The organism is Rhizobium sp. YS-1r (assembly GCF_000757525.1).
GTDB lineage: Bacteria > Pseudomonadota > Alphaproteobacteria > Rhizobiales > Rhizobiaceae > Neorhizobium > Neorhizobium petrolearium.
This window is the reverse complement of record NZ_JPYQ01000012.1, coordinates 109,170-130,720: the sequence shown is the minus strand read 5'-3', so window position 1 is coordinate 130,720 and position 21,551 is coordinate 109,170. Positions and strand designations below refer to the sequence as shown.

Genomic DNA, 21,551 nt, shown 5'->3' with positions numbered 1-21,551 from the left:
GGTGGTGCGATCCGATTTGAGTGTTGCGGCGGATAAAAATTCAGGAAACCGGGTCGGTTCACGTCTCGATCGTTTCGGCGTGCGCCCGCATCTGTCGCGCATGTTCGCTTGGTCGGAAAGAGTATCACAAGGGCGATCGGTGTCGGCGATATCGTTCATGAGACAGAGCCCGGGGGGTAGAAGAACGGTTCAACCGAATGGCAAATTGTTGCAGCATCAAGGGGTATCCCTGTGGCCAGTACGTAGCCCGCCAAATGCGTGAGCTTTTGCAACGCCTCGCGCCTGTCGGCCGGCTGCCATGCAATAATCTGATTGCAAACCAGGCGTTCTTCCAGCTCAAGCTCGTCGAAGAACGAATGTACTCGAACCGTCTCGCCTCGCCGCCTTAACTCCAGCAGCAGCGTGCGATGACGTGAGAGGAGAGTGGTGAGGTCTTGAGGAACCTCGTAGTCGTCCATGATGGCCCCCTCGATTATTATTCCGTTCACACAAAGCGGAAAGCTCGCTTCTGGTCATAAGAAGCGTTGTTGATGTATGAGGATAAGAAACAATGGCGGGCCACCTTTCATGACAAGCAGAGTAGACAAACACATCCAAGAGAAGGGTCTCGTCGAACATAAAGGTCCCGAAGCCGACAAGCCGGTTTACCGATGCCCTGGATATGAGGGGATCGCGGAGTTTTCCGAACTTGATAACCGAATTGCAGACGCGCTCAGGCAGGCGCGAGAACGCACCGGGCTCACGCATGCTGATGTCGCACCTCTGCTCGCGCTTCATCCTCAAGTCTATGGGCGATACGAGCGCAACGAAACGAAGATGACCGTGACCAGGCTCATTCATCTGAGCGAGCTTCTGGATTTTTCGCCAATCGATGTCATCATGGCTGCTGCGCCTTATCGGTTTGGAAAGACAAAAGACGAAGCCGACAGACGTCGCGAACTGATCAAGATCGTTGAGGCGCTGCCGGCCGACGCTGTGAATTCCTTGCTGTCGCTGGTCGATGCGATGATCAAAGTGCGATCAGCGGACGTTGCAAATGGCGGCTGATTGGATGTGGGCGCACCTCAATGAAAGAGATCTTGCACGCCAAACGGTGTAGACCGGCGGACATTGCCACTGCAGCTCGCAAGCGAAAAGAACATCGAGACAAAGCCCAAAGCGGTCGTTTGTTGACATCGTTGCGGGCGCCTTTCCGCGGCTTTCACTTGTCAAGGCGCCATGCCCAGGGAGGTCGCTTCCTGATGAATATGGCAGCCGAAGCCCTTCCATGAAGTTTCGTCATAGTCCTGCGCCTCCGATTTCCATCACCGTTATTCAGCTCCGGCCCAACTGCCTGAACCTTCTTCCGTGCGCTGGCTGGTATCCGTGATCGCAGAGGATCGCGATGGGCGCGACGGCACGGAAAGCAGGGACTGATCTATACCATAGGCCTTGCGATGCTGTTGAAGCAGGCGAAAGGAGGGGTAGGCTGCAATGACCATGACCGGTTCTCCCTCATAAAGTATGGGCTCACGCAGAACCTCCAATCGATAGCCTCTCCTGCGGATCATTTTCACGAGCGCAGGGTTTGTCTGTATAATGACGGTCTCGATCTTGGAAAAGACGAGGAACTCGAGAACGGCTGTCATCAATACGTCTGCAGTTGCAATGCCACGGACGTGCCTTACGTGTCTTGCGGTTGCACATCGTCCCCATTCGAAGACCTGGCGCCCTCTTGGATAACTTTCTTCACCGATCAGCTCTGGATAAAGATGGGACAGAAGGTGTGGTTTCATCGTCGGCAGCAGACGCGAATAGCCGACCACTTCGTTTTCCTCTGTCAGTACCAGGTGAATGGTGGACTGCGTGTCGAACGCGTCCCGTTCGCGGCCGTCGCTTTGTCGAAGCGCCTCCCAGCCGAGCTCGTCGACAAAACACTGATGGCGGAAACGCCAAACCGCCTCCATGATGGACTGTTTTTGCGGGACTTGTCTGCCTCGTATAATCTCCAGCATCGATTGCCTCCGTTGTACACGTGTAATGTGCAACCGGAGGTAAGGAAAAACTATTCGTAAATTGTCGTATTTTACCGTTGCAGTCCGCGTCGAAACGCCTCTGCAATCAGATGTGCTCGATTTCTTGCGTTCAACTTCTGCTGCAGATTGGTAAGGTGAGTTTGGACCGTCCGCGGCGAACGCCGGGTCATTTCACCGATTTCCCAATCCTTCTTGCCTTCAACACACCAGGTCAGGCATTCGCTTTCGCTGCGGGTGACCATGACGTCTTCGGTAATGTCGCTGCCCGCAGCGTTCAGGTCTCGCAGTCGGGTGTAAGCCCTGATTGCTATGATGTGAAGGAGGTCCCTATGGGGCGCCGGCAACGAGACCTTCTTTCCAGCAACGGAGAAGATGCCCGCAAAGCCTGATCGTGTGAAGATCGGGATCGTGATGCCGTCCACCAGCCCGAAATCGGCAGCTTCGCGCATGACTTGGCGGGCTTTGGGCGGCAGAGCCTGATTGTCAATCGTTTCGGACCATACGATTGCCCGGTCCGCTCGACGAACGAGGTTCACAACGGGATCGTCTCGGAAGTAATTTTTCCTCAGATACCGCTCAAACCATGCTGGTGGCCAACCGTTGAGATGGAAGTAGCTCTCCAGGCTTTCATGGGGGAGTGGAAGTCCTGCCAAGGCAAATCGCTCAACGCCCAAAGATACCACTATGCGCTCAACGAGTTCGCAAACCTCCGCGACAGTTCGTGTCGAAATGCAAGCCTCAGAAAACTGAAGCATCAAATAGGCTAACTTGTCCAACCTTTTGCTCCATTATCACGGTTATGCCGAGCCGCTGACGATGGCCTTTAGGTCACGCCTGCTGAGCCCAAATACTTGTGAGATGAAGATCAGCGGCCAATTCTGGCTTTTGGATAGGACGAAATGCTCCTGTTATCAAAATGCAACGATCCGATCAGGTGTGTGACCTGATTAACGTGAACTTTCGCAAGCTATTCGAAAGCGGTGGCCGTTGAACAAAGTTTTCCAAATTGCCCCCCGCGTCGAGCCTGTCCAGTCGCACGGAATGGAAGCATAAGAGAAGACGATTGGCGAGGCAATTAGGTTGAAATGCAGCAAAGGAAAACACAAGGATTACCGTTGGTTAAGGCCGATGACAAATCTGTCGACAAGGAGCCGGAAGCGGGAGACCGCGACGGAAAAGAAGGCACGCGAGAAGGATAAGCGCCAGCAGGCGAGTTAGAAGAAACGAGCAGACGCGGGCAAGTGATGCGTATTGGGCGCGTGTTGATCGCCAGCGCCGGACGGCAAGGGAATCAATATCTCATGCACCTGCCAGACAAGCTTCGGTGTGCTTGCGGGAACAATGAGGGTAACAGCGTGCTTATCGGAAAGCTGCCCGGTAACGTCTCGCCAGCCAAACAAGGAGCGCACACTGACCCGCTACGCAGTCCCGTTTTCCGCTGCCTGCAGGCCCCTGAAATCTTTAAGAAAATGGTGGGCGATGAGAGACTCGAACTCCCGACATCCTCGGTGTAAACGAGGCGCTCTACCAACTGAGCTAATCGCCCTTTCGCGGCTGCAGAAGATACGCCCGCCGCGTCGGTGGCCGTGATCTATGCGGATCGCGGAAAAACCGCAAGAGCTTTCATGATGTTTTTTTGAAATTTTTGGGGAAGCTGCGATCGCCGGGAGGGCAGGGGAGGGAAAGAACCGGGTCGTCATCCTTTTGTCTTGAAACCTGCTTGACACCCGAACACGAACCTCTTAGTTAGCCGCTCAACCGAGCGGTCGAGGCCGCCGGCCGGGAGGTGTCACACCTCACGAGTAATGCGCGGGTGTAGCTCAGTCGGTTAGAGTGCCGGCCTGTCACGCCGGAGGTCGCGGGTTCGAGCCCCGTCACTCGCGCCATCTCTTCCTCGAAAATTTGCTGGCGCTTCAGTATGCGAGGGGCAGATTTTTCAATGCCGCAAGTCGGCATCATGCGCGGGTGTAGCTCAGTCGGTTAGAGTGCCGGCCTGTCACGCCGGAGGTCGCGGGTTCGAGCCCCGTCACTCGCGCCATTCACGATTTCTTTTATTTTTCCGATCGGTCTTAAACCGATTTGATTGCGGAATGTTTCCTGCGAAACAGGCTTGCGGTTCTCGCGGAGACCAAGTCGTAGGTGTTCGTCCGAACTGCTTCATTTAGGTACAGGATGCCGCGCTCAAAAGGCTTGCGCCGGGGCTTCGGCTGCGCTAGTCACGGCTTGTTGCAATGCACGTTCGCTTGGCCCGTGTATTGACTTTAAAGCGTCGCTCGACGCTTCAGGCAAGCTGGGATCGAATACCATGAGTGAACTCCTCACTTCCTATGTCCCGATCGCGATTTTCATCGGTATTGCGCTGGTGATCGGTATCGCGCTTCTGGTCGCCCCCTTCGCTGTGGCCTATAAGGCGCCCGATTCGGAAAAGCTGTCGGCCTACGAATGCGGTTTCAACGCGTTCGACGATGCGCGCATGAAGTTCGACATTCGATTTTATCTGGTCTCGATTCTCTTCATTATTTTCGACCTTGAGGTGGCCTTCCTGTTCCCTTGGGCTGTCTCCTTTGGTGATATGGGTTGGTTCGGTTTCTGGTCGATGATGGTTTTCCTTGCCGTCCTGACGGTCGGCTTCATCTATGAGTGGAAGAAAGGAGCGCTGGAATGGGAGTAGTCGACAACGGCAGCACTCTCGTTGCGCCGAAACCGAAGGGTATTATCGATCCGAGTACTGGTAAGCCGGTCGGTAGTGACGATGCTTTTTTGGGAGGGGTTAACGACGAACTGGCCGACAAGGGCTTTTTGGTGACGTCGACCCACGATCTGATCACCTGGGCCCGCACGGGTTCGCTGATGTGGATGCAGTTCGGCCTGGCCTGTTGCGCCGTAGAGATGATGCAGGCCTCGATGCCGCGCTATGATATGGAGCGTTTTGGCTTTGCTCCCCGTGCATCGCCGCGTCAGTCGGACGTCATGATCGTCGCCGGAACGCTAACCAACAAGATGGCCCCGGCGCTCCGCAAGGTCTATGACCAAATGCCGGAGCCGCGTTACGTCATCTCGATGGGGTCGTGCGCCAACGGTGGTGGTTATTACCATTATTCCTATTCCGTGGTTCGCGGATGTGATCGCGTCGTGCCGGTGGATGTCTATGTTCCGGGCTGTCCTCCCACGGCTGAGGCGCTGCTTTACGGTGTGCTTCTGCTGCAAAAGAAGATCCGGCGCACGGGTACGATCGAGCGCTGAGGGCCTGAGGACAAGACGATGAGCGAAGCCCTGACCGAGCTTGCAACCTATATCCGCGAGGCGCGCTCCGCCCTCGTGGAAGATGCGACGATCGCCTTTGGCGAATTGACGCTTACGGCGACCGTTGAAAACATCGTGCCGCTGCTGACCTTCCTTCGGGATGATGTACAGTGTGGTTTCATATGTTTTGTCGACATCTGCGGCGTCGATTGGCCGCAGCGTGAAAAGCGTTTCGACGTGGTGTACCATCTTCTGTCGCCGAGGCAGAACCAACGCATTCGCGTGAAGCTCGCCGTCGGCGAAGGCGAGGCCGTCCCCTCGGCGACTGCCGTCTACATGGGGGCCGACTGGTTCGAGCGTGAAGCGTGGGACATGTATGGCATTCCCTTCACCGGCCACCCGGACCTTCGTCGCATCTTGACGGACTACGGTTTCGAGGGGCATCCGATGCGCAAGGATTTCCCAACGACGGGATATGTAGAGGTCCGCTATGACGACAATGCCAAGCGGGTTGTCTACGAACCTGTCGAGTTACGCCAGGAATTCCGTAATTTTGACTTTCTGTCTCCATGGGAGGGCACGGATTACGTGCTGCCGGGAGACGAGAAGGCCAAGACTTAGGTGAAATAAACAGGGCGAATAGCGGATAGTTGTCGCCAAACGAAAGGAAGACGCAGACGAACAACTCCCATGAGGATCTCAACGTGTGGCCGCGGGCAATTGAGCGTGCAGTTCAGTTCTATCGCGCGACGGATGGATTTCCGAGGGATGAGATACACGGTTAAGACGCTTGAATTCGCAGGGGCGCTGCTTCGGTGGCGGCGAGTATTGCGGAAAGTCGCAGGCGGGAAAACACCAGTAATTTCATCCAGTTTCTCGGGGTTGCTCAAGGTTCTTTGAAGGAGTTGGGGCGCATATGGTCATCGCCGGGAAGGTGAAGAGCCTTCCGGTACGGCAGTTTCGGAGCCTGATGGAGCAGCGCGATGAGATTGTCGGATGGTCCATGCACTGATCAGACGTCTGCAGGAAAAGACATGATCAAGTTGAAACAGCTATTCGCTAAATCCTCCAAGCGCGGAGCGCGCATATGACTGAACATAACGTCCGCAATTTCACCATCAACTTTGGGCCTGAGCATCCATCTGCCCACGGCGTATTGCGCCTTGTTCTGGAGCTCGATGGAGAAATCGTCGAGCGTGTAGACCCGCATATCGGCCTTCTTCATCGCGGAACCGAAAAGCTGATCGAGACGAAGACGTATCTGCAGGCAGTCCCCTATTTCGATCGCCTGGACTATGTCGCGCCGATGAACCAGGAACACGCGTTCGCCCTGGCGGTAGAACGTCTGCTGGGCATCGATATTCCGATCCGCGGCCAGTTGATCCGCGTGCTCTACTGTGAGATCGGCCGTATTTTGAACCATCTCCTGAATGTGACGACGCAGGCCATGGACTGCGGTGCTTTGACGCCGCCGCTCTGGGGCTTCGAAGAGCGCGAAAAGTTGATGGTTTTTTATGAGCGGGCCTGCGGAGCCCGTATGCATGCTGCCTATTTCCGGCCGGGAGGCGTGCACCAGGATCTGCCGCCAGAACTGGTCGACGACATCGAAAAGTGGTGCGATCCCTTCATGGTCGCGCTCGACGACATCGACAAGCTCCTGACCGGCAACCGCATCTTCAAGCAGCGCAATGTCGATATCGGTGTCGTATCGATCGATGACGCATGGTCCTGGGGCTTTTCAGGCGTGATGGTGCGCGGTTCCGGTCTGGCTTGGGATTTGCGCAAGTCGCAGCCTTACGAATGTTATGCCGATCTCGATTTCGACATTCCCATCGGCAAGAACGGAGACTGTTATGACCGCTATCTCGTCCGTATGGAGGAGATGCGGCAGTCGGTTCGCATCATGCGTCAGGTTCTTTCGCGCCTCAAGGGCGATGCGCGGACCGGCCCGGTCTCTTCGCTGGACGGCAAGGTCGTGCCGCCAAAGCGCTCCGAGATGAAGCGGTCGATGGAAGCGTTGATTCATCACTTCAAGCTCTATACCGAAGGTTATCGCGTGCCGGCCGGTGAGGTTTATGCCGCCGTGGAGGCTCCGAAAGGGGAGTTCGGGGTCTATCTGGTCGCGGATGGGACCAACAAGCCGTATCGCTGCAAGATCCGCGCGCCGGGTTATGCACATTTGGCTGCGATGGATTTCCTTGGGCGCGGGCATATGCTGGCCGACATGGCTGCCGTGCTGGGCTCGCTCGATATCGTGTTCGGCGAGGTAGACCGCTGATGATCCGCGCCGTCGTATTCGCTGGCTTTTTGCTGGCTGGCCCGGCTGCTCTTGCGCAGCAGGACCAGTCGGCCGATCAGCTCGGCGGTTCGACAGCTTCCGGCGGATCGAAATCGATGGGTGATCTCCTGTCGGAAGGATATGAGATCAAAACCTCCGTTCCCAATGGGACAAAGTTCATAGTGTTCATGCAGAAAGACAAGTCTGCCTATGCCTGCGAGTTCGTGTCGCTCACGCGGTCGCGGTGTGGATCCATAAACTGATAAGGCGTGGAAAAGAATGTCCGTTCGTCGATTAGCCGAAGATAGCGTCCAGCCGGCAGTATTCGCCTTTAACGAGGAGAATGCCGCCTGGGCCGAGGCAACGATCAGGAAATATCCGGAAGGCCGGCAGCAATCCGCCGTTATTCCGCTTTTGATGCGTGCGCAGGAACAAGATGGCTGGGTCACCCGCGCGGCGATCGAGCATGTCGCCAACAAACTGGACATGCCCTATATCCGTGTCCTCGAAGTCGCGACCTTCTACACCCAGTTCCAGTTGAAGCCTGTCGGCACCCGCGCCCATATCCAGGTCTGCGGCACGACGCCTTGCATGCTGCGCGGCGCCGAAGACCTGATGAAGGTCTGTCAGCACAAGATCCATCACGATCCCTTCGAGCTCAATGCCGACGGCACGCTCTCCTGGGAAGAGGTCGAATGTCAGGGCGCTTGCGTCAACGCGCCGATGGTCATCATCTTCAAGGATGCCTATGAGGACCTGACGCCTGAGCGCCTGGAAGAGATCATCGATGCATTCGAAGCCGGCAAGGGCGATCAGATCAAGCCGGGTCCGCAGATCGACCGCTATTTTTCCGCACCCGAAGGCGGCCCTCAGACGCTTCTCGAAGATGTGAAACCCGTCCGGACCAACCTCGATGCGCAGCCAGCGACCGATGCCGCGCCGGTTCCGCCGGCTGATGCGGCACGTCCCAAGGATACGGCGCCGGAAACCGATCAGAAACTGAAGACGCCGGCCACCGCGCCGAAGGCTGCCGCGAACAATGTGAAAGCAGCCGAAATTCAGCCGCTTTCGGGCACTGCCAAGAGCGAAGCAGCCGCGTCCGATGCTGCAAAGCCGGCCACTACCAAGGCGGAAAAGCCGTCCCTGGAGGACAAGAATCGCCCGAAAGGGATCGACAAGCCGGCCGAACCGGACGACCTCAAGATGATCTCCGGGGTTGGCCCGAAGATAGAGGGCATTCTCAACGAGCTCGGCATCTTCACCTTCGCGCAAGTCGCAGCATGGAAGAAGGCGGAGCGCGAATGGGTCGACGGATACCTGAATTTCAAGGGCCGCATCGAACGCGACGACTGGGTCAAACAGGCCAAGGCGCTCGCCAAGGGCGGCGAAGCCGAATACATTAAGGTCTTCGGCAAGAAGCCGCGGTAAGGGGTGAGACATGCTTAAGGATCAGGATCGCATCTTTACCAATATCTACGGCCTCAAGGACAAGTCGCTCAAAGGCGCGATGAGCCGCGGCCATTGGGACGGCACCAAGGAGATCCTCGAAAAGGGCAGGGACTGGATCATCAACGAGATGAAGGCGTCCGGCCTTCGCGGACGTGGTGGTGCCGGCTTCCCGACCGGCCTCAAATGGTCCTTCATGCCGAAGGAGAGCGACGGCCGGCCGCATTATCTCGTGGTCAATGCCGACGAATCGGAGCCCGGCACCTGCAAGGACCGCGAAATCATGCGCCACGATCCGCATACGCTGATCGAAGGCTGCGTGATCGCCGGTTTCGCCATGGGTGCCCATACAGCCTATATCTATGTGCGCGGCGAATATATGCGTGAGCGTGAAGCGCTGCAGGCGGCGATCGACGAGTGCTATGATTTTGGCCTGCTCGGCAGGAACACCAAGCTCGGCTGGGATTTCGACATCTATGTCCATCACGGTGCCGGCGCATATATTTGCGGCGAAGAGACCGCGCTGCTCGAAAGCCTGGAAGGCAAGAAGGGGCAGCCGCGCCTGAAACCTCCGTTCCCGGCCAACATGGGCCTCTACGGCTGCCCGACGACGGTCAACAACGTCGAATCGATCGCTGTCGCGCCGACCATCCTGCGCCGCGGCGCCGGCTGGTTCTCCTCGATCGGCCGCCCGAACAATGTCGGAACCAAGCTCTTCATGATCTCGGGCCACGTGAACAAGCCCTGCACGGTCGAAGAGGCGATGGGCATACCGTTCCGCGAACTGATCGAAAAACATGCCGGCGGTATCCGCGGCGGCTGGGACAACCTGCTCGGCGTCATCCCAGGTGGTGCATCTTGCCCGGTCATCAGGGGCGAGGACATGGACGACGCGATCATGGACTTCGACGGCATGCGCGACAAGAAGTCGTCCTTCGGCACGGCCGCCGTCATCGTCATGGACAAGTCGACCGATATCATCAAGGCGATCGCCCGCCTTTCTGCCTTCTTCAAGCACGAAAGCTGCGGCCAGTGCACACCCTGCCGCGAAGGAACCGGCTGGATGTGGCGCGTCATGGAGCGCATGGTCAAGGGCAATGCGCAGAAGCGCGAGATCGACATGCTCTTCCAAGTGTCCAAACAGATCGAAGGCCACACCATCTGTGCGCTGGGCGATGCGGCCGCCTGGCCGGTCCAGGGCCTTATCCGCAACTTCCGCGCGGAGATCGAGGCACGCATCGATCAGTATACTTATAACGCCATGGATCATGGCGCAGTCATGGAAGCTGCGGAGTAAGAACGTGACGAAGACGGACAAGGATCAGGATCGGAAGGCGGCGGATCATCCGGCGCATGATCCTGCGCGCCTGTCTGATTTTTCCGAGGCGCTGAAGCTCAATCCGCTGTTTGCACAATCGGCCGCAGCAATGGCGGCCGCGACTGCGATCGGTTTCGGCCTTGCCAGCCAGATGGCGAGCGCCTTCTTCGGTACGCTGCAGGGCGCGATGGAAGCGGCCAATCGTCAGGCGACGCCACAGGAGCCTCCGCCGGCCGAAGCGTCGGCCCCGCAAAAAGCCTCCGCCGTCGCCGAGCCGACCGCTCCTGCCGTTACCGAATCTGCGCCGGCCGCCACCAGGCCGAAGGCAAAGCCGGTCCGCAAGGGGGCGGCGCCCGCCGCCGCGAAGAAGCCGGCTGTGAAGCCGGTTGCGGTGGAGCCCCCGGAAAAGCCCAAGGTTGCGGCGAAGGCACCGGCCAAGGCTGCGGCGAAACGCAAGCCGGCAGCGAAGGCGGTCGCCGTTTCCGGTGCCGACGATCTGAAGCGGATTTCCGGCATCGGGCCGAAGCTGGAAGGGGTTTTGAAGGGCATGGGTGTCACGAGCCTGGCGCAGATTGCTGCCTGGACGGATGCCGATATCGCCCGCTTCGACAAGGAATTGGGTTTCGAGGGACGCATCAGGCGGGACGATTGGGTCAGCCAGGCGAAAGCCCTGTTGAAATAAGAGATATGTCCCCGACCTTCGGGTCCGAGGGATGGAACTGAGGACGTAAGTGATACGATGGCAAAGCTGAAGGTAGACGGCAAGGAAATCGAGGTCCCGGATCATTTCACGCTGCTCCAGGCGTGCGAGGAAGCCGGCGCCGAGGTTCCGCGCTTTTGTTTCCACGAGCGTCTTTCGGTTGCGGGCAATTGCCGCATGTGCCTGATCGAGGTGAAGGGCGGCCCGCCGAAGCCGGCAGCCTCCTGCGCCATGGGCGTGCGCGACGTCCGCGGCGGCCCGAACGGCGAATTGCCGGAAGTCTTCACCAACACGCCGATGGTCAAGAAGGCCCGCGAAGGCGTGATGGAATTCCTGCTGATCAACCATCCGCTCGATTGCCCGATCTGCGACCAGGGCGGCGAATGCGATCTGCAGGACCAGGCCATGGCCTTCGGTATCGACAGCTCGCGCTATACGGAAAACAAGCGCGCCGTCGAGGACAAGTATATCGGCCCGCTCGTGAAGACGGTGATGAACCGCTGCATCCATTGCACGCGCTGCGTCCGCTTTACGACCGAAGTCGGCGGCATTTCGGAGCTCGGCCTTATCGGCCGCGGCGAGGATGCCGAGATCACCACTTATCTCGAACAGGCGATGACCTCTGAGCTGCAGGGCAATGTGATTGACCTTTGCCCGGTCGGTGCGCTCACCTCGCGGCCCTTCGCCTTCACGGCCCGTCCCTGGGAATTGAACAAGACGGAATCGATCGACGTGATGGACGCGGTCGGTTCGGCGATCCGTGTCGATACCCGCGGTCGTGAAGTCATGCGCATCATGCCGCGTGTCAACGAGCAGGTGAACGAGGAGTGGATCTCCGACAAGACCCGCTTCATCTGGGACGGTTTGAAGACGCAGCGCCTCGACCGGCCTTATGTCCGCAAGAACGGCCGTCTGGCGGCGGCCTCCTGGAGCGAAGCCTTCGGCGCGATCAAAGCCGCGGTGTCGGCAACCTCCGCCGACAAGATCGGCGCGATCGCCGGTGACCTGGCATCTGTCGAGGAAATGTATGCGCTGAAGGAGCTGATCCGCTCGCTCGGATCGGAAAACCTCGACTGTCGGCAGGACGGGACGGCGCTTGATCCGTCGCTCGGCCGTGCAAGCTACATCTTCAACCCCACGATCGAGGGTATCGAACAGGCCGGCGCGCTGCTCCTCATCGGTGCCAATCCGCGCCTCGAAGCGGCCGTGCTCAACGCCCGCATCCGCAAGCGCTTCCGCCGCGGCAACTTCCCGATCGGCGTGATCGGAGAGGTGAGTGAGCTGCGCTATGTCTACGATTATCTCGGCGCCGGTCCGGAAACGCTGCGTGATCTGGAAACGGGTGCCAACAGCTTCGTCGACAAGCTGCGCAATGCCAAGGACCCGATGATCATCGTAGGGCAGGGGGCTTTGGCCCGCCCGGATGGCGCGGCGGTCCTCGCGGCTGCCGCACAGCTCGCTGGCTCTGTGGGCGCGCTGACGGAAGACTGGAACGGTTTTGCCGTGCTGCACACCGCGGCCGCTCGCGTCGGCGGTCTCGACCTCGGCTTCGTGCCGGGCGCCAACGGCGCGAATGCGGCAAAGATGCTGGCCGGCATGGATGTCCTCTTCCTGCTCGGCGCCGATGAGCTCGACTTCTCGAAGAAGGGCGCCAGGTTCACCGTTTATATCGGCAGCCATGGTGATGCAGGCGCCCATAATGCCGACGTCATCCTTCCGGGTGCCGCCTATACGGAAAAGTCAGGCACCTGGGTCAACACTGAAGGCCGTGTGCAGATGGGCACTCGCGCCGGTTTCGCGCCGGGTGAGGCCCGCGAGGACTGGGCGATCCTGCGTGCGCTGTCCGACGTGCTCGGAAAGAAGCTGCCCTTCGACGCGCTTTCCGCACTGCGTGCGAAGCTCTATGAAGCCTATCCGCATTTCGCCGCTATCGACGAGATCGCGCCGGGTTCCGTGAACGAAATTGCCGCACTCGGCCAAAAAGAAGGTGAGATGTCGAAGTCGGGGTTTGCGTCTCCGATCAAAGACTTCTATTTGACGAACCCGATCGCCCGCGCTTCGGCGGTCATGGCCGAATGCTCGGCATTGGCTCGCAACAATTTCCAGGCTGCGGCGGAGTAATTTGAACATGGATCCGTTCTTTTCGATCTACGTCTGGCCGGCGATCGTCATGATCGGGCAGTCGCTTCTGCTGCTGGTCTGCCTGCTCGTCTTCATCGCTTTTATCCTGCTTGCCGACCGCAAGATCTGGGCGGCCGTGCAGCTTCGCCGCGGGCCTAACGTCGTCGGTCCTTTCGGCCTCTTCCAGTCCTTTGCCGATCTTCTGAAATTCGTCTTCAAGGAGCCGATCATTCCGGCCGGTGCCAACAAGGGCGTCTTCCTGCTCGCTCCGCTGGTCGCCGTGACCTTGGCGCTCGCTACCTGGGCGGTCATCCCGCTCGCGGACGGCTGGGTTATCGCCAACATCAACGTCGGCATCCTTTACGTCTTCGCGATCTCCTCGCTCGAAGTCTATGGGATCATCATGGGCGGCTGGGCATCGAACTCAAAATATCCGTTCCTTGGCGCGCTGCGTTCGGCCGCGCAGATGGTCTCGTACGAAGTCTCGATCGGCTTCGTCATCGTTACCGTGCTGCTCTGCGTCGGCTCGCTGAACCTCTCGGATATCGTCTATGCGCAGAAGGACGGCCTCGGCACGATGATCGGCCTGCCCAACTCCTTCCTGGACTGGCACTGGCTGGCGCTCTTCCCGATGTTCATCGTCTTCTTCATCTCGGCGTTGGCGGAAACCAATCGTCCTCCCTTCGACCTTCCCGAAGCGGAATCGGAACTCGTCGCCGGCTTCATGGTGGAATACGGCTCGACCCCATACATGATGTTCATGCTCGGCGAATATGCGGCGATCGTGCTGATGTGCTCGCTGACGACCATCCTGTTTCTGGGTGGCTGGCTGCCGCCGGTCGATATCGCGATCCTCAACTGGGTGCCGGGCATTATCTGGTTCGTGCTGAAGGCAACGCTCGTCTTCTTCATGTTCGCCATGGTGAAGGCCTTTGTGCCGCGCTACCGTTACGACCAGCTTATGCGCCTCGGCTGGAAGGTTTTCCTGCCGCTGTCGCTCGCCATGGTCGTCATCACCGCATTCGTGCTGAAGCTGACGGGATGGGCATGAAGATGACCATCCAAGCTTTTGGCACCATTGGAGAATAAAGATGGCAGGTCTCGGACAAGCCGTGAATTCCCTGTTCCTGAAGGAGTTCGTCGGCGCCTTCTTCTTGTCGATGCGTTACTTCTTCAAGCAGAAGGCGACGATCAATTATCCGTTTGAAAAAGGGCCTGTCTCCCCGCGCTTCCGCGGCGAGCATGCGCTGCGCCGTTACCCGAACGGCGAAGAGCGCTGCATCGCCTGCAAGCTCTGCGAAGCGATCTGTCCTGCCCAGGCGATCACCATCGAGGCGGGTCCGCGCCGCAACGACGGCACCCGCCGCACGGTGCGTTACGACATTGACATGGTGAAGTGCATCTATTGCGGCTTCTGCCAGGAGGCCTGCCCGGTCGACGCGATCGTCGAGGGGCCGAACTTCGAATTCTCGACCGAAACGCGCGAAGAACTCTATTTCGACAAGGCGCGGCTTCTGGAAAACGGCGACCGCTGGGAGCGGGAGATCGCCCGCAATATCGCAATGGATGCGCCCTACCGTTAAGGCGGGCGCATTCGACCGGGACCGCCCCAACCAACGGGCAATGTGCCGGTGACATCTGGATGAAATGCCCGGCGCGTGTCATGCCGTCGGGTTTCGACGGGAAGGGGCCTCCGCCCTGCTTCCGGTGAGGGACGAAAAGGCACCACGATGGGTCTGCAGGCTATCTTCTTTTATCTCTTCGCGTTCGTCGCGGTGGCGTCGGCGTTCATGGTCATCTCGGCCAGGAACCCGGTTCACTCGGTGCTCTTCCTCATCCTGGTCTTCTTTAACGCGGCCGGCCTCTTTCTGCTGACCGGTGCCGAATTCCTGGCGATGATCCTGCTGGTCGTCTATATCGGCGCGGTTGCGGTCCTGTTCCTCTTCGTCGTCATGATGCTCGACATCGATTTTTCGGAACTGCGCTCCGGCGTGCTGCAATATGCGCCGATCGGCATCCTGATCGGGCTCATCGTGGCGGCAGAGCTGATCGTGGTCATCGGCGGCAGCGTGCTGACCCCGGATGCAGCCAAGGCGATCACCATGCCGATCCCGAACCCGGCCGAACGCACCAACACAGCGGCCCTCGGCGACGTGCTTTATACGAACTATGTCTACTTCTTCCAGATCGCCGGGCTGGTGCTTCTGGTCGCGATGATCGGCGCGATCGTGCTGACGCTGCGTCACCGCACCCACATCAAGCGGCAGAATATTTCGAAGCAGGTGGGCCGCACGCCCGCCACTGGCGTCGAGGTGGTCAAGGTCAAGTCGGGTCAGGGCGTCTGAGGCGGAAAAGGAATAGAAAAATGGAAATCGGACTTTCCCATTATCTCACGGTCAGCGCCATCCTCTTCATGCTTGGCGTCTTCGGCATCTTCCTGAACCGCAAGAACGTCATCATCATCTTGATGTCGGTCGAACTCATACTGCTTTCGGTCAACCTCAATATGGTGGCCTTTTCCTCCTTCCTGAACGACATCGTCGGCCAGGTCTTCGCATTGTTCATCCTGACCGTCGCGGCCGCGGAGGCTGCGATCGGTCTTGCAATTCTCGTCGTCTTCTATCGCAACCGCGGTTCGATCGCCGTTGAAGACGTCAATATGATGAAGGGCTGATCAGGTTATGATCTACAAGGCAATCGTCTTCCTTCCCCTGATCGGCTTCCTGATCGCCGGCCTGTTCGGCCGCCAGATCGGTGCCAAGGCCTCCGAATACATCACCTCCGGCCTGATGCTCATCGCGGCCGCTCTGTCCTGGATCGTCTTCTTCAATGTGGCGCTCGCGCATGGCGAGGCGGGCGAGGTGATCAAGGTTCCGGTGATGCGCTGGATCCAGTCCGGCGGCATCGATGTCGAATGGGCCTTCCGTGTCGATACGCTGACGGCGGTCATGTTCGTGGTCGTCAACACGGTCTCGTCGCTCGTGCATGTCTATTCGATCGGCTACATGCATCATGATCCGCACCGGCCGCGCTTCTTTGCCTATCTCTCGCTCTTCACCTTCGCGATGCTGATGCTGATCACGTCGGACAACCTCGCCCAGATGTTCTTCGGCTGGGAAGGCGTAGGTCTGGCGTCCTACCTGCTCATCGGTTTCTGGTACAAGAAGCCGTCGGCTTCGGCTGCCGCGATGAAGGCATTCATCGTCAACCGCGTCGGCGACTTCGGCTTCGTGCTCGGCATTGCCGGCGTTTTCGTGCTTTTCGGCTCGATCAATCTCGAAACGATCTTCGCTGCGGCTGCCACCTACCTGCCGCCGGAAGGCTCGCCGGAGGCGACTGAGGTCATCGTCAACTTCTTCGGCATGCCGCTCGACAAGGCTGGTGCAATCACCGCCGTCTGCCTGCTGCTGTTCATGGGCGCCATGGGCAAGTCGGCGCAGTTCCTGCTGCACACCTGGCTGCCGGACGCCATGGAAGGCCCGACTCCGGTCTCGGCCCTCATCCATGCTGCCACGATGGTCACCGCCGGCGTCTTCCTGGTCGCCCGCATGTCGCCGCTTTTCGAACTGTCGCCCGATGCGCTCACTGTCGTGACGCTCATCGGCGCGATCACTGCCTTCTTTGCGGCGACCGTCGGCCTCGTCCAGAACGACATCAAGCGCGTGATTGCCTATTCCACCTGCTCGCAGCTCGGCTACATGTTCGTGGCGCTCGGGGTAGGGGCCTATGGCGCGGCGATCTTCCACCTTTTCACGCACGCCTTCTTCAAGGCGCTGCTCTTCCTCGGCGCAGGTTCGGTCATCCATGCCGTCGACGGCGAGCAGGACATGCGCTACATGGGCGGTCTGCGCACGCATATCCCGATCACCTTCTGGATGATGACGATCGGCACACTGGCGCTGACGGGTGTCGGCATCCCCGGCACCATGTTCGGTTTCGCCGGTTTCTTCTCCAAGGACGTGATCATCGAATCCGCCTATGCTTCCCATTCGGTGGTTTCCGGCTTCGCCTTTGCCCTTCTGGTGATCGCGGCACTCTTCACGAGCTTCTATTCGTGGCGTCTGGCCTTCCTGACCTTCTTCGGCAAGCCGCGCGCATCCGCCGACGTCATGCACCATGTGCATGAATCACCGAGCGTGATGCTGGTGCCGCTCTACGTGCTCGCCATCGGCGCGGTTCTCGCCGGCGTGCTTTTCGAAGGCTACTTCTTCGGCCACGAATATGCCGAGTTCTGGAAGGGCGCGATCTTCACGCTGCCGGAAAACGAGATATTGGAGGAGTTCCATCACGTGCCGACGCTGGTGAAGTGGAGCCCCTTCATCGCCATGGCAATCGGCTTCGTCACCGCCTGGTACTTCTACATCAAGTCGCCGTCGCTGCCGCGCCGCCTCGCCGAATCGCAGAAGGTCCTCTACGAGTTCCTGCTCAACAAGTGGTATTTCGACGAGATCTACGATTTCCTTTTCGTCCGTTCCGCGAAGGCGATTGGCCGGTTCCTGTGGCAGAAGGGTGATATCGGCGTCATCGATACCTACGGCCCGAACGGGATTGCCGCCCGCGTGGTCGACGTCACCAACCGGGTGGTCAAGCTGCAATCCGGTTACCTCTATCATTATGCGTTCGCGATGCTGATCGGCATTGCCGCCCTCGTCACCTGGATGATGCTCGGGAGCTCAATCTAATGACCGACTGGCCAATTCTCTCGACGGTCACCTTCCTGCCGCTGGTCGGCGTTCTTCTCCTGTTGCTGACGCGGGAGGACGGCCCCTACGGCCGCCGCAACATCCTGAACGTCTCGCTGTTCACGACGATCTTCACGTTTGTCGTCTCGCTCTTCATCTGGTTCGGCTTCGACAACTCGAATCCCGGTTTCCAGATGATCGAGAAGCATGCCTGGCTCGGCACCGGCATTTCCTATCATCTCGGCGTCGACGGCATTTCCATGCTCTTCGTCATCCTGACGACCTTCCTGATGCCGTTCTGCGTGCTCGCGAGCTGGGAGTCGGTCCAAAAGCGCCTCAAGGAATACATGATCGCCTTCCTGCTTCTGGAAGTGGTCATGGTCGGCGTCTTTGTCGCGCTCGATGTCGTGCTTTTCTACGTCTTCTTCGAAGCGACGCTCATCCCGATGTTCGTCATCATCGGTGTGTGGGGCGGCAAGGATCGCGTCTACGCATCCTACAAGTTCTTCCTTTATACGCTGCTGGGTTCGGTGCTGATGATGCTCGCCATCATCGCCATGTACTGGCAGGCCGGTACGACCGACATCACCGAGCTCCTGAAATACGGCTTCCCGGCCGGTATGCAGACCTGGCTCTGGCTCGCCTGTTTCGCAGCCTTCTCGGTCAAGATGCCGATGTGGCCGGTGCATACCTGGCTTCCGGACGCACACGTTCAGGCACCGACCGCGGGCTCGGTCATCCTGGCTGGCGTCATGCTGAAGCTCGGCGGTTACGGCTTCGTGCGCTTCTCGCTCGCCATGTTCCCGCTGGCGTCCGAATACTTTGCGCCCTTCGTCTTTACGCTGTCGGTGCTGGCGATCATCTACACTTCGCTGGTGGCGATGATGCAGGTCGATATCAAGAAGCTGATCGCCTATTCGTCGGTCGCCCACATGGGCTACGTCACCATGGGTATCTTCGCGGCGAATGTTCAGGGCCTGCAGGGCGCGCTCTTCCAGATGCTGTCGCACGGCATCGTCTCCGGCGCGCTCTTCCTCTGCGTCGGCGTTGTCTATGACCGGCTCCACACCCGCGAGATTGCGGCCTATGGCGGCCTCGTCAACAACATGCCGAAATATGCCGTCGCCTTCATGATCTTCACGATGGCGAATGTCGGCTTACCGGGCACGTCGGGCTTCATCGGCGAATTCCTGACGATCATCGGCGTCTTCCGGGTCAATACCTGGGTTGCGCTGTTTGCGGCGACCGGCGTCATCCTGTCGGCTTCCTATGCACTGTGGCTCTATCGCCGGGTGATCTTCGGAGCACTGGAAAAGGAAAGCCTGAAGGCGCTCCTTGACCTTTCCGCCCGCGAAAAGCTCATCCTCTATCCGCTGATCGCGGTTACCATCTTCTACGGCTTCTATCCCGCGCCGATCTTCGATGCGACGAGAGCTTCCGTGGACCTGATGGTGAACAACTATTCCGCAGCCCTGCAGGCGGCGAAAGACCTTGCACTGAACGTGCACTGAGACGGGACACGACTGGACATGACCGCTGAAACACTCTCCCTAAGCCTGCAGCTCTCCATGCCGGAGATTATTCTGGCCGTGGGTGCGCTCGCTCTCCTGATGATCGGCGTTTTCTCCGGCGAGAAGTCCGCGCCGACGGTGACGGGACTTGCGGTGGCACTGCTTGCCGTTGCCGGCCTCTGGCTCATCTTCATGCCGGCCGACGGCGAAGCCTATGGCGGCGCGTTCAAGCTTGATCCGTTCGCGCGCTTCATGAAGGTCCTTGCCCTGATCGGTTCGCTCGTCGCGATGATCATGTCGGTGGGACACGCCCGCTCCGAACAACTCGACCGTTTCGAGTTTCCGGTTCTGCTTGTGCTCTCCACTCTCGGCATGCTGCTCTTGATCTCGGCGAACGACCTCATCGCATTCTACCTCGCGCTGGAACTGATGTCGCTGGCGCTTTATGTCGTCGCCGCCATCAATCGCGATAGCCTGCGCTCGACGGAAGCCGGCCTGAAATATTTCGTGCTTGGCGCGCTTTCCTCCGGCATGATGCTCTATGGCATGTCGCTGGTCTACGGCTTTACCGGCAATACCGGCTTCGACCAGATCGCTGGTGTTCTCTCTTCCGAGACGCGGCACCTCGGCCTCGTCTTCGGCATGGTCTTTGTGCTCGCCGGTGCCTGCTTCAAGATCTCGGCCGTGCCGTTCCACATGTGGACGCCGGACGTTTATGAAGGTGCGCCGACCCCGGTCACGGCTTTCTTCGCTGCCGGCCCCAAGGTTGCGGCGATGGCGATCCTCGTGCGTATCGTCTCCGACGCCTTTCTGCCGATCGTCGCCGATTGGCGCCAGATTATCGTCTTCGTGTCGATCGCCTCTATGCTGCTCGGCTCGTTCGCGGCGATCGGCCAGCGCAACATCAAGCGGCTGATGGCCTATTCCTCGATCGGTCACATGGGTTATGCGCTTGTCGGCGTTGCCGCGGGCACCGAGTCCGGCGTTTCCGGCGTGACGCTCTACATGGCGATCTACATGGTCATGACGCTCGGCTGCTTCGCCTGCATCATGGCAATGCGCCGCAAGGAAGGCGACAGCGTCGAGAACGTCGACGATCTCGCCGGCCTGGCATCGACCAAGCCCTTCATGGCGGTGGTGTTGACGGCGCTGATGTTCTCGATGGCGGGCATTCCGCCGCTGGCCGGCTTCTTCGCCAAGTATTTTGTCTTCGTGGCGGCGATCGAAGCCAAGCTCTATGCGCTGGCAGTCATCGGCGTTTTGACCTCGGTGGTGGGCGCTTATTATTACCTGCGCATCGTCAAGCTGATGTGGTTCGATGAAGCCAAGGGCGAATTCGCCCGCATCTCCGGTGAACTGCGCCTGGTCTTCGGTCTCTCCGGCCTCTTCGTCACGGCCTATGTGCTGTTCGGCGGGCCGATCGGCAGTGCGGCGAACGCTGCCGCCAAGTCCTTCTTCTGAGGATGGCTCGCAGGACTGGACGCTTCTCGCTCGACGCGTTTCGCCATGAGGCACTGAGCGAGGTAGGGTCCACCAATAGCGAATGTCTCGCCCGCGCCCGCGCGGGCGATTCCGGTTTGTTATGGATCACGGCAAGACGCCAGACGGCCGGCCGGGGCCGACGCGGACGGGCATGGACTTCGGAGCCCGGCAATCTCTATGCTTCACTGCTGCTGATCGACCCGGCACCACCTGAGCGGCTTGCATCTCTGCCGCTTGCGGTCGCCGTCGCCGTCCATGCGACCGTGAAGGCCGTATTGCCGCCCGGCAGCGAAGCCCTCGAGGTCAAATGGCCGAACGACATCCTGATCGGCCGCAGGAAGACCTGTGGCATTCTTCTGGAAGGTGAAAGCCTGCCGGATGGCCGCCGCGCGGTGGTCATCGGCATAGGGATCAACATCCGCCACATGCCGGATAGCGCGCCCTATGGCGTCACACGCCTTGTCGATCATGGCGCCGGAATTTCACCGGAAGAGATTTTTGCGCATCTTTACAGAGAGATGGCAAGTATTCTTGAAGCGTGGGATGAGGGGGGCGGCATAACGATCATCTGCGAGCGCTGGCGGCAGATCGCCTGCGGCATCGGCGAAAAAATCACCGTCAACCTCTCCGACCGCTCGCTTGTTGGAACATTCGCAGGTATCGATGACAAGGGATTTTTGATGCTTGATACAGGCGCGGGCGGAGTTCTTCCGATCGCCGCAGGTGATGTATTTTTCGAGAGAACGGAATAAGAG

General features: G+C 59.1%; 22 protein-coding genes and 3 tRNA genes. 21 read left to right on the top strand and 4 right to left on the bottom strand.

Annotation, left to right across the window (positions count from 1 at the left end; translation table 11 throughout):
* Positions 1-155 precede the first annotated feature (155 nt).
* Positions 156-458 (bottom strand): hypothetical protein, encoded by a 303-nt coding sequence (locus tag JL39_RS11790; protein WP_037150210.1) that lies wholly within the window; start codon positions 456-458, stop codon positions 156-158.
* A 76-nt stretch (positions 459-534) separates the two neighbouring features.
* Here JL39_RS11790 and JL39_RS11785 point away from each other — a divergent pair, with 76 nt between their 5' ends.
* Positions 535-1,047: a helix-turn-helix domain-containing protein gene (locus JL39_RS11785; RefSeq protein WP_227702540.1), complete on the top strand. Its 513-nt coding sequence runs from the start codon at positions 535-537 to the stop codon at positions 1,045-1,047.
* 263 nt (positions 1,048-1,310) lie between these two features.
* On the opposite strand, the gene JL39_RS11780 is transcribed toward JL39_RS11785, so the two are convergent.
* The 3 genes from JL39_RS11780 to JL39_RS11770 all read right to left on the bottom strand — a co-directional run bounded on the left by JL39_RS11780 (position 1,311) and on the right by JL39_RS11770 (position 3,561).
* Positions 1,311-1,994: an acyl-homoserine-lactone synthase gene (locus JL39_RS11780; protein WP_081952803.1), complete on the bottom strand. Its 684-nt coding sequence runs from the start codon at positions 1,992-1,994 to the stop codon at positions 1,311-1,313.
* A 71-nt stretch (positions 1,995-2,065) separates the two neighbouring features.
* Entirely contained in the window at positions 2,066-2,791 is a 726-nt protein-coding gene (locus tag JL39_RS11775; RefSeq protein WP_037150207.1) for a LuxR family transcriptional regulator, read from the bottom strand.
* Positions 2,792-3,485: 694 nt separating this feature from the next.
* Positions 3,486-3,561: transfer RNA gene (locus tag JL39_RS11770), tRNA-Val, on the bottom strand.
* Between the two features lie 263 nt (positions 3,562-3,824).
* On the opposite strand from JL39_RS11770, the gene JL39_RS11765 reads away from it, so the two are divergent.
* The 20 genes from JL39_RS11765 (at position 3,825) to JL39_RS11675 (ending at position 21,548) form a co-directional block, all read left to right on the top strand.
* Positions 3,825-3,901: transfer RNA gene (locus tag JL39_RS11765), tRNA-Asp, on the top strand.
* Positions 3,902-3,976: 75 nt separating this feature from the next.
* Positions 3,977-4,053 (top strand) — tRNA-Asp (locus JL39_RS11760).
* Between the two features lie 267 nt (positions 4,054-4,320).
* Positions 4,321-4,686: an NADH-quinone oxidoreductase subunit A gene (locus tag JL39_RS11755; RefSeq protein ID WP_037150205.1), complete on the top strand. Its 366-nt coding sequence runs from the start codon at positions 4,321-4,323 to the stop codon at positions 4,684-4,686.
* Positions 4,677-5,258, top strand: coding sequence for an NADH-quinone oxidoreductase subunit B (locus tag JL39_RS11750; protein WP_037150203.1), 582 nt, complete (start codon positions 4,677-4,679; stop codon positions 5,256-5,258). Before JL39_RS11755 ends, JL39_RS11750 begins: the two co-directional genes overlap by 10 nt.
* A gap of 18 nt (positions 5,259-5,276) precedes the next feature.
* Positions 5,277-5,879 (top strand): NADH-quinone oxidoreductase subunit C, encoded by a 603-nt coding sequence (locus JL39_RS11745; RefSeq protein ID WP_037150201.1) that lies wholly within the window; start codon positions 5,277-5,279, stop codon positions 5,877-5,879.
* A 194-nt stretch (positions 5,880-6,073) separates the two neighbouring features.
* Positions 6,074-6,196 (top strand): four helix bundle protein, encoded by a 123-nt coding sequence (locus JL39_RS32495; RefSeq protein WP_244446875.1) that lies wholly within the window; start codon positions 6,074-6,076, stop codon positions 6,194-6,196.
* A gap of 149 nt (positions 6,197-6,345) precedes the next feature.
* Entirely contained in the window at positions 6,346-7,536 is a 1,191-nt protein-coding gene (locus JL39_RS11740) for an NADH-quinone oxidoreductase subunit D (protein ID WP_037150199.1), read from the top strand.
* On the top strand, positions 7,536-7,799 hold the full coding sequence (locus JL39_RS11735; RefSeq protein ID WP_052182824.1) for a hypothetical protein: 264 nt from the start codon (positions 7,536-7,538) through the stop codon (positions 7,797-7,799). Before JL39_RS11740 ends, JL39_RS11735 begins: the two co-directional genes overlap by 1 nt.
* Before the next feature lie 16 nt (positions 7,800-7,815).
* Positions 7,816-8,964 (top strand): NADH-quinone oxidoreductase subunit E, encoded by a 1,149-nt coding sequence (locus tag JL39_RS11730; protein WP_037150196.1) that lies wholly within the window; start codon positions 7,816-7,818, stop codon positions 8,962-8,964.
* Between the two features lie 10 nt (positions 8,965-8,974).
* On the top strand, positions 8,975-10,279 hold the full coding sequence (nuoF, locus tag JL39_RS11725; RefSeq protein WP_037150193.1) for an NADH-quinone oxidoreductase subunit NuoF: 1,305 nt from the start codon (positions 8,975-8,977) through the stop codon (positions 10,277-10,279).
* A gap of 4 nt (positions 10,280-10,283) precedes the next feature.
* Entirely contained in the window at positions 10,284-10,982 is a 699-nt protein-coding gene (locus JL39_RS11720; protein WP_052182823.1) for a hypothetical protein, read from the top strand.
* Between the two features lie 57 nt (positions 10,983-11,039).
* Positions 11,040-13,121, top strand: a complete 2,082-nt coding sequence (gene nuoG / locus JL39_RS11715) for an NADH-quinone oxidoreductase subunit NuoG (protein ID WP_037150186.1) — start codon at positions 11,040-11,042, stop codon at positions 13,119-13,121.
* Between the two features lie 7 nt (positions 13,122-13,128).
* Positions 13,129-14,172, top strand: a complete 1,044-nt coding sequence (gene nuoH / locus JL39_RS11710; protein ID WP_037150183.1) for an NADH-quinone oxidoreductase subunit NuoH — start codon at positions 13,129-13,131, stop codon at positions 14,170-14,172.
* Positions 14,173-14,212: 40 nt separating this feature from the next.
* Entirely contained in the window at positions 14,213-14,704 is a 492-nt protein-coding gene (gene nuoI / locus JL39_RS11705; protein ID WP_037150180.1) for an NADH-quinone oxidoreductase subunit NuoI, read from the top strand.
* Positions 14,705-14,851: 147 nt separating this feature from the next.
* Entirely contained in the window at positions 14,852-15,466 is a 615-nt protein-coding gene (locus JL39_RS11700) for an NADH-quinone oxidoreductase subunit J (protein ID WP_037150178.1), read from the top strand.
* Positions 15,467-15,486: 20 nt separating this feature from the next.
* Positions 15,487-15,795 carry an NADH-quinone oxidoreductase subunit NuoK gene (gene nuoK, locus JL39_RS11695; RefSeq protein ID WP_037150176.1) on the top strand — a complete coding sequence of 103 codons (309 nt, stop codon included), beginning with the start codon at positions 15,487-15,489 and terminating at the stop codon, positions 15,793-15,795.
* Positions 15,796-15,802: 7 nt separating this feature from the next.
* Entirely contained in the window at positions 15,803-17,803 is a 2,001-nt protein-coding gene (nuoL, locus tag JL39_RS11690; protein WP_037150174.1) for an NADH-quinone oxidoreductase subunit L, read from the top strand.
* The gene (locus JL39_RS11685; RefSeq protein WP_037150171.1) at positions 17,803-19,314 is read left to right on the top strand and encodes an NADH-quinone oxidoreductase subunit M; all 1,512 of its coding nucleotides are present in this window, start codon (positions 17,803-17,805) and stop codon (positions 19,312-19,314) included. Before nuoL ends, JL39_RS11685 begins: the two co-directional genes overlap by 1 nt.
* 18 nt (positions 19,315-19,332) lie before the next feature.
* Positions 19,333-20,775: an NADH-quinone oxidoreductase subunit NuoN gene (nuoN, locus tag JL39_RS11680; RefSeq protein ID WP_037150169.1), complete on the top strand. Its 1,443-nt coding sequence runs from the start codon at positions 19,333-19,335 to the stop codon at positions 20,773-20,775.
* A 2-nt stretch (positions 20,776-20,777) separates the two neighbouring features.
* A complete protein-coding gene (locus tag JL39_RS11675; RefSeq protein WP_037150166.1) occupies positions 20,778-21,548 on the top strand; it encodes a biotin--[acetyl-CoA-carboxylase] ligase in 771 nt (256 codons plus the stop codon).
* The last annotated feature ends 3 nt before the right edge of the window (positions 21,549-21,551 follow it).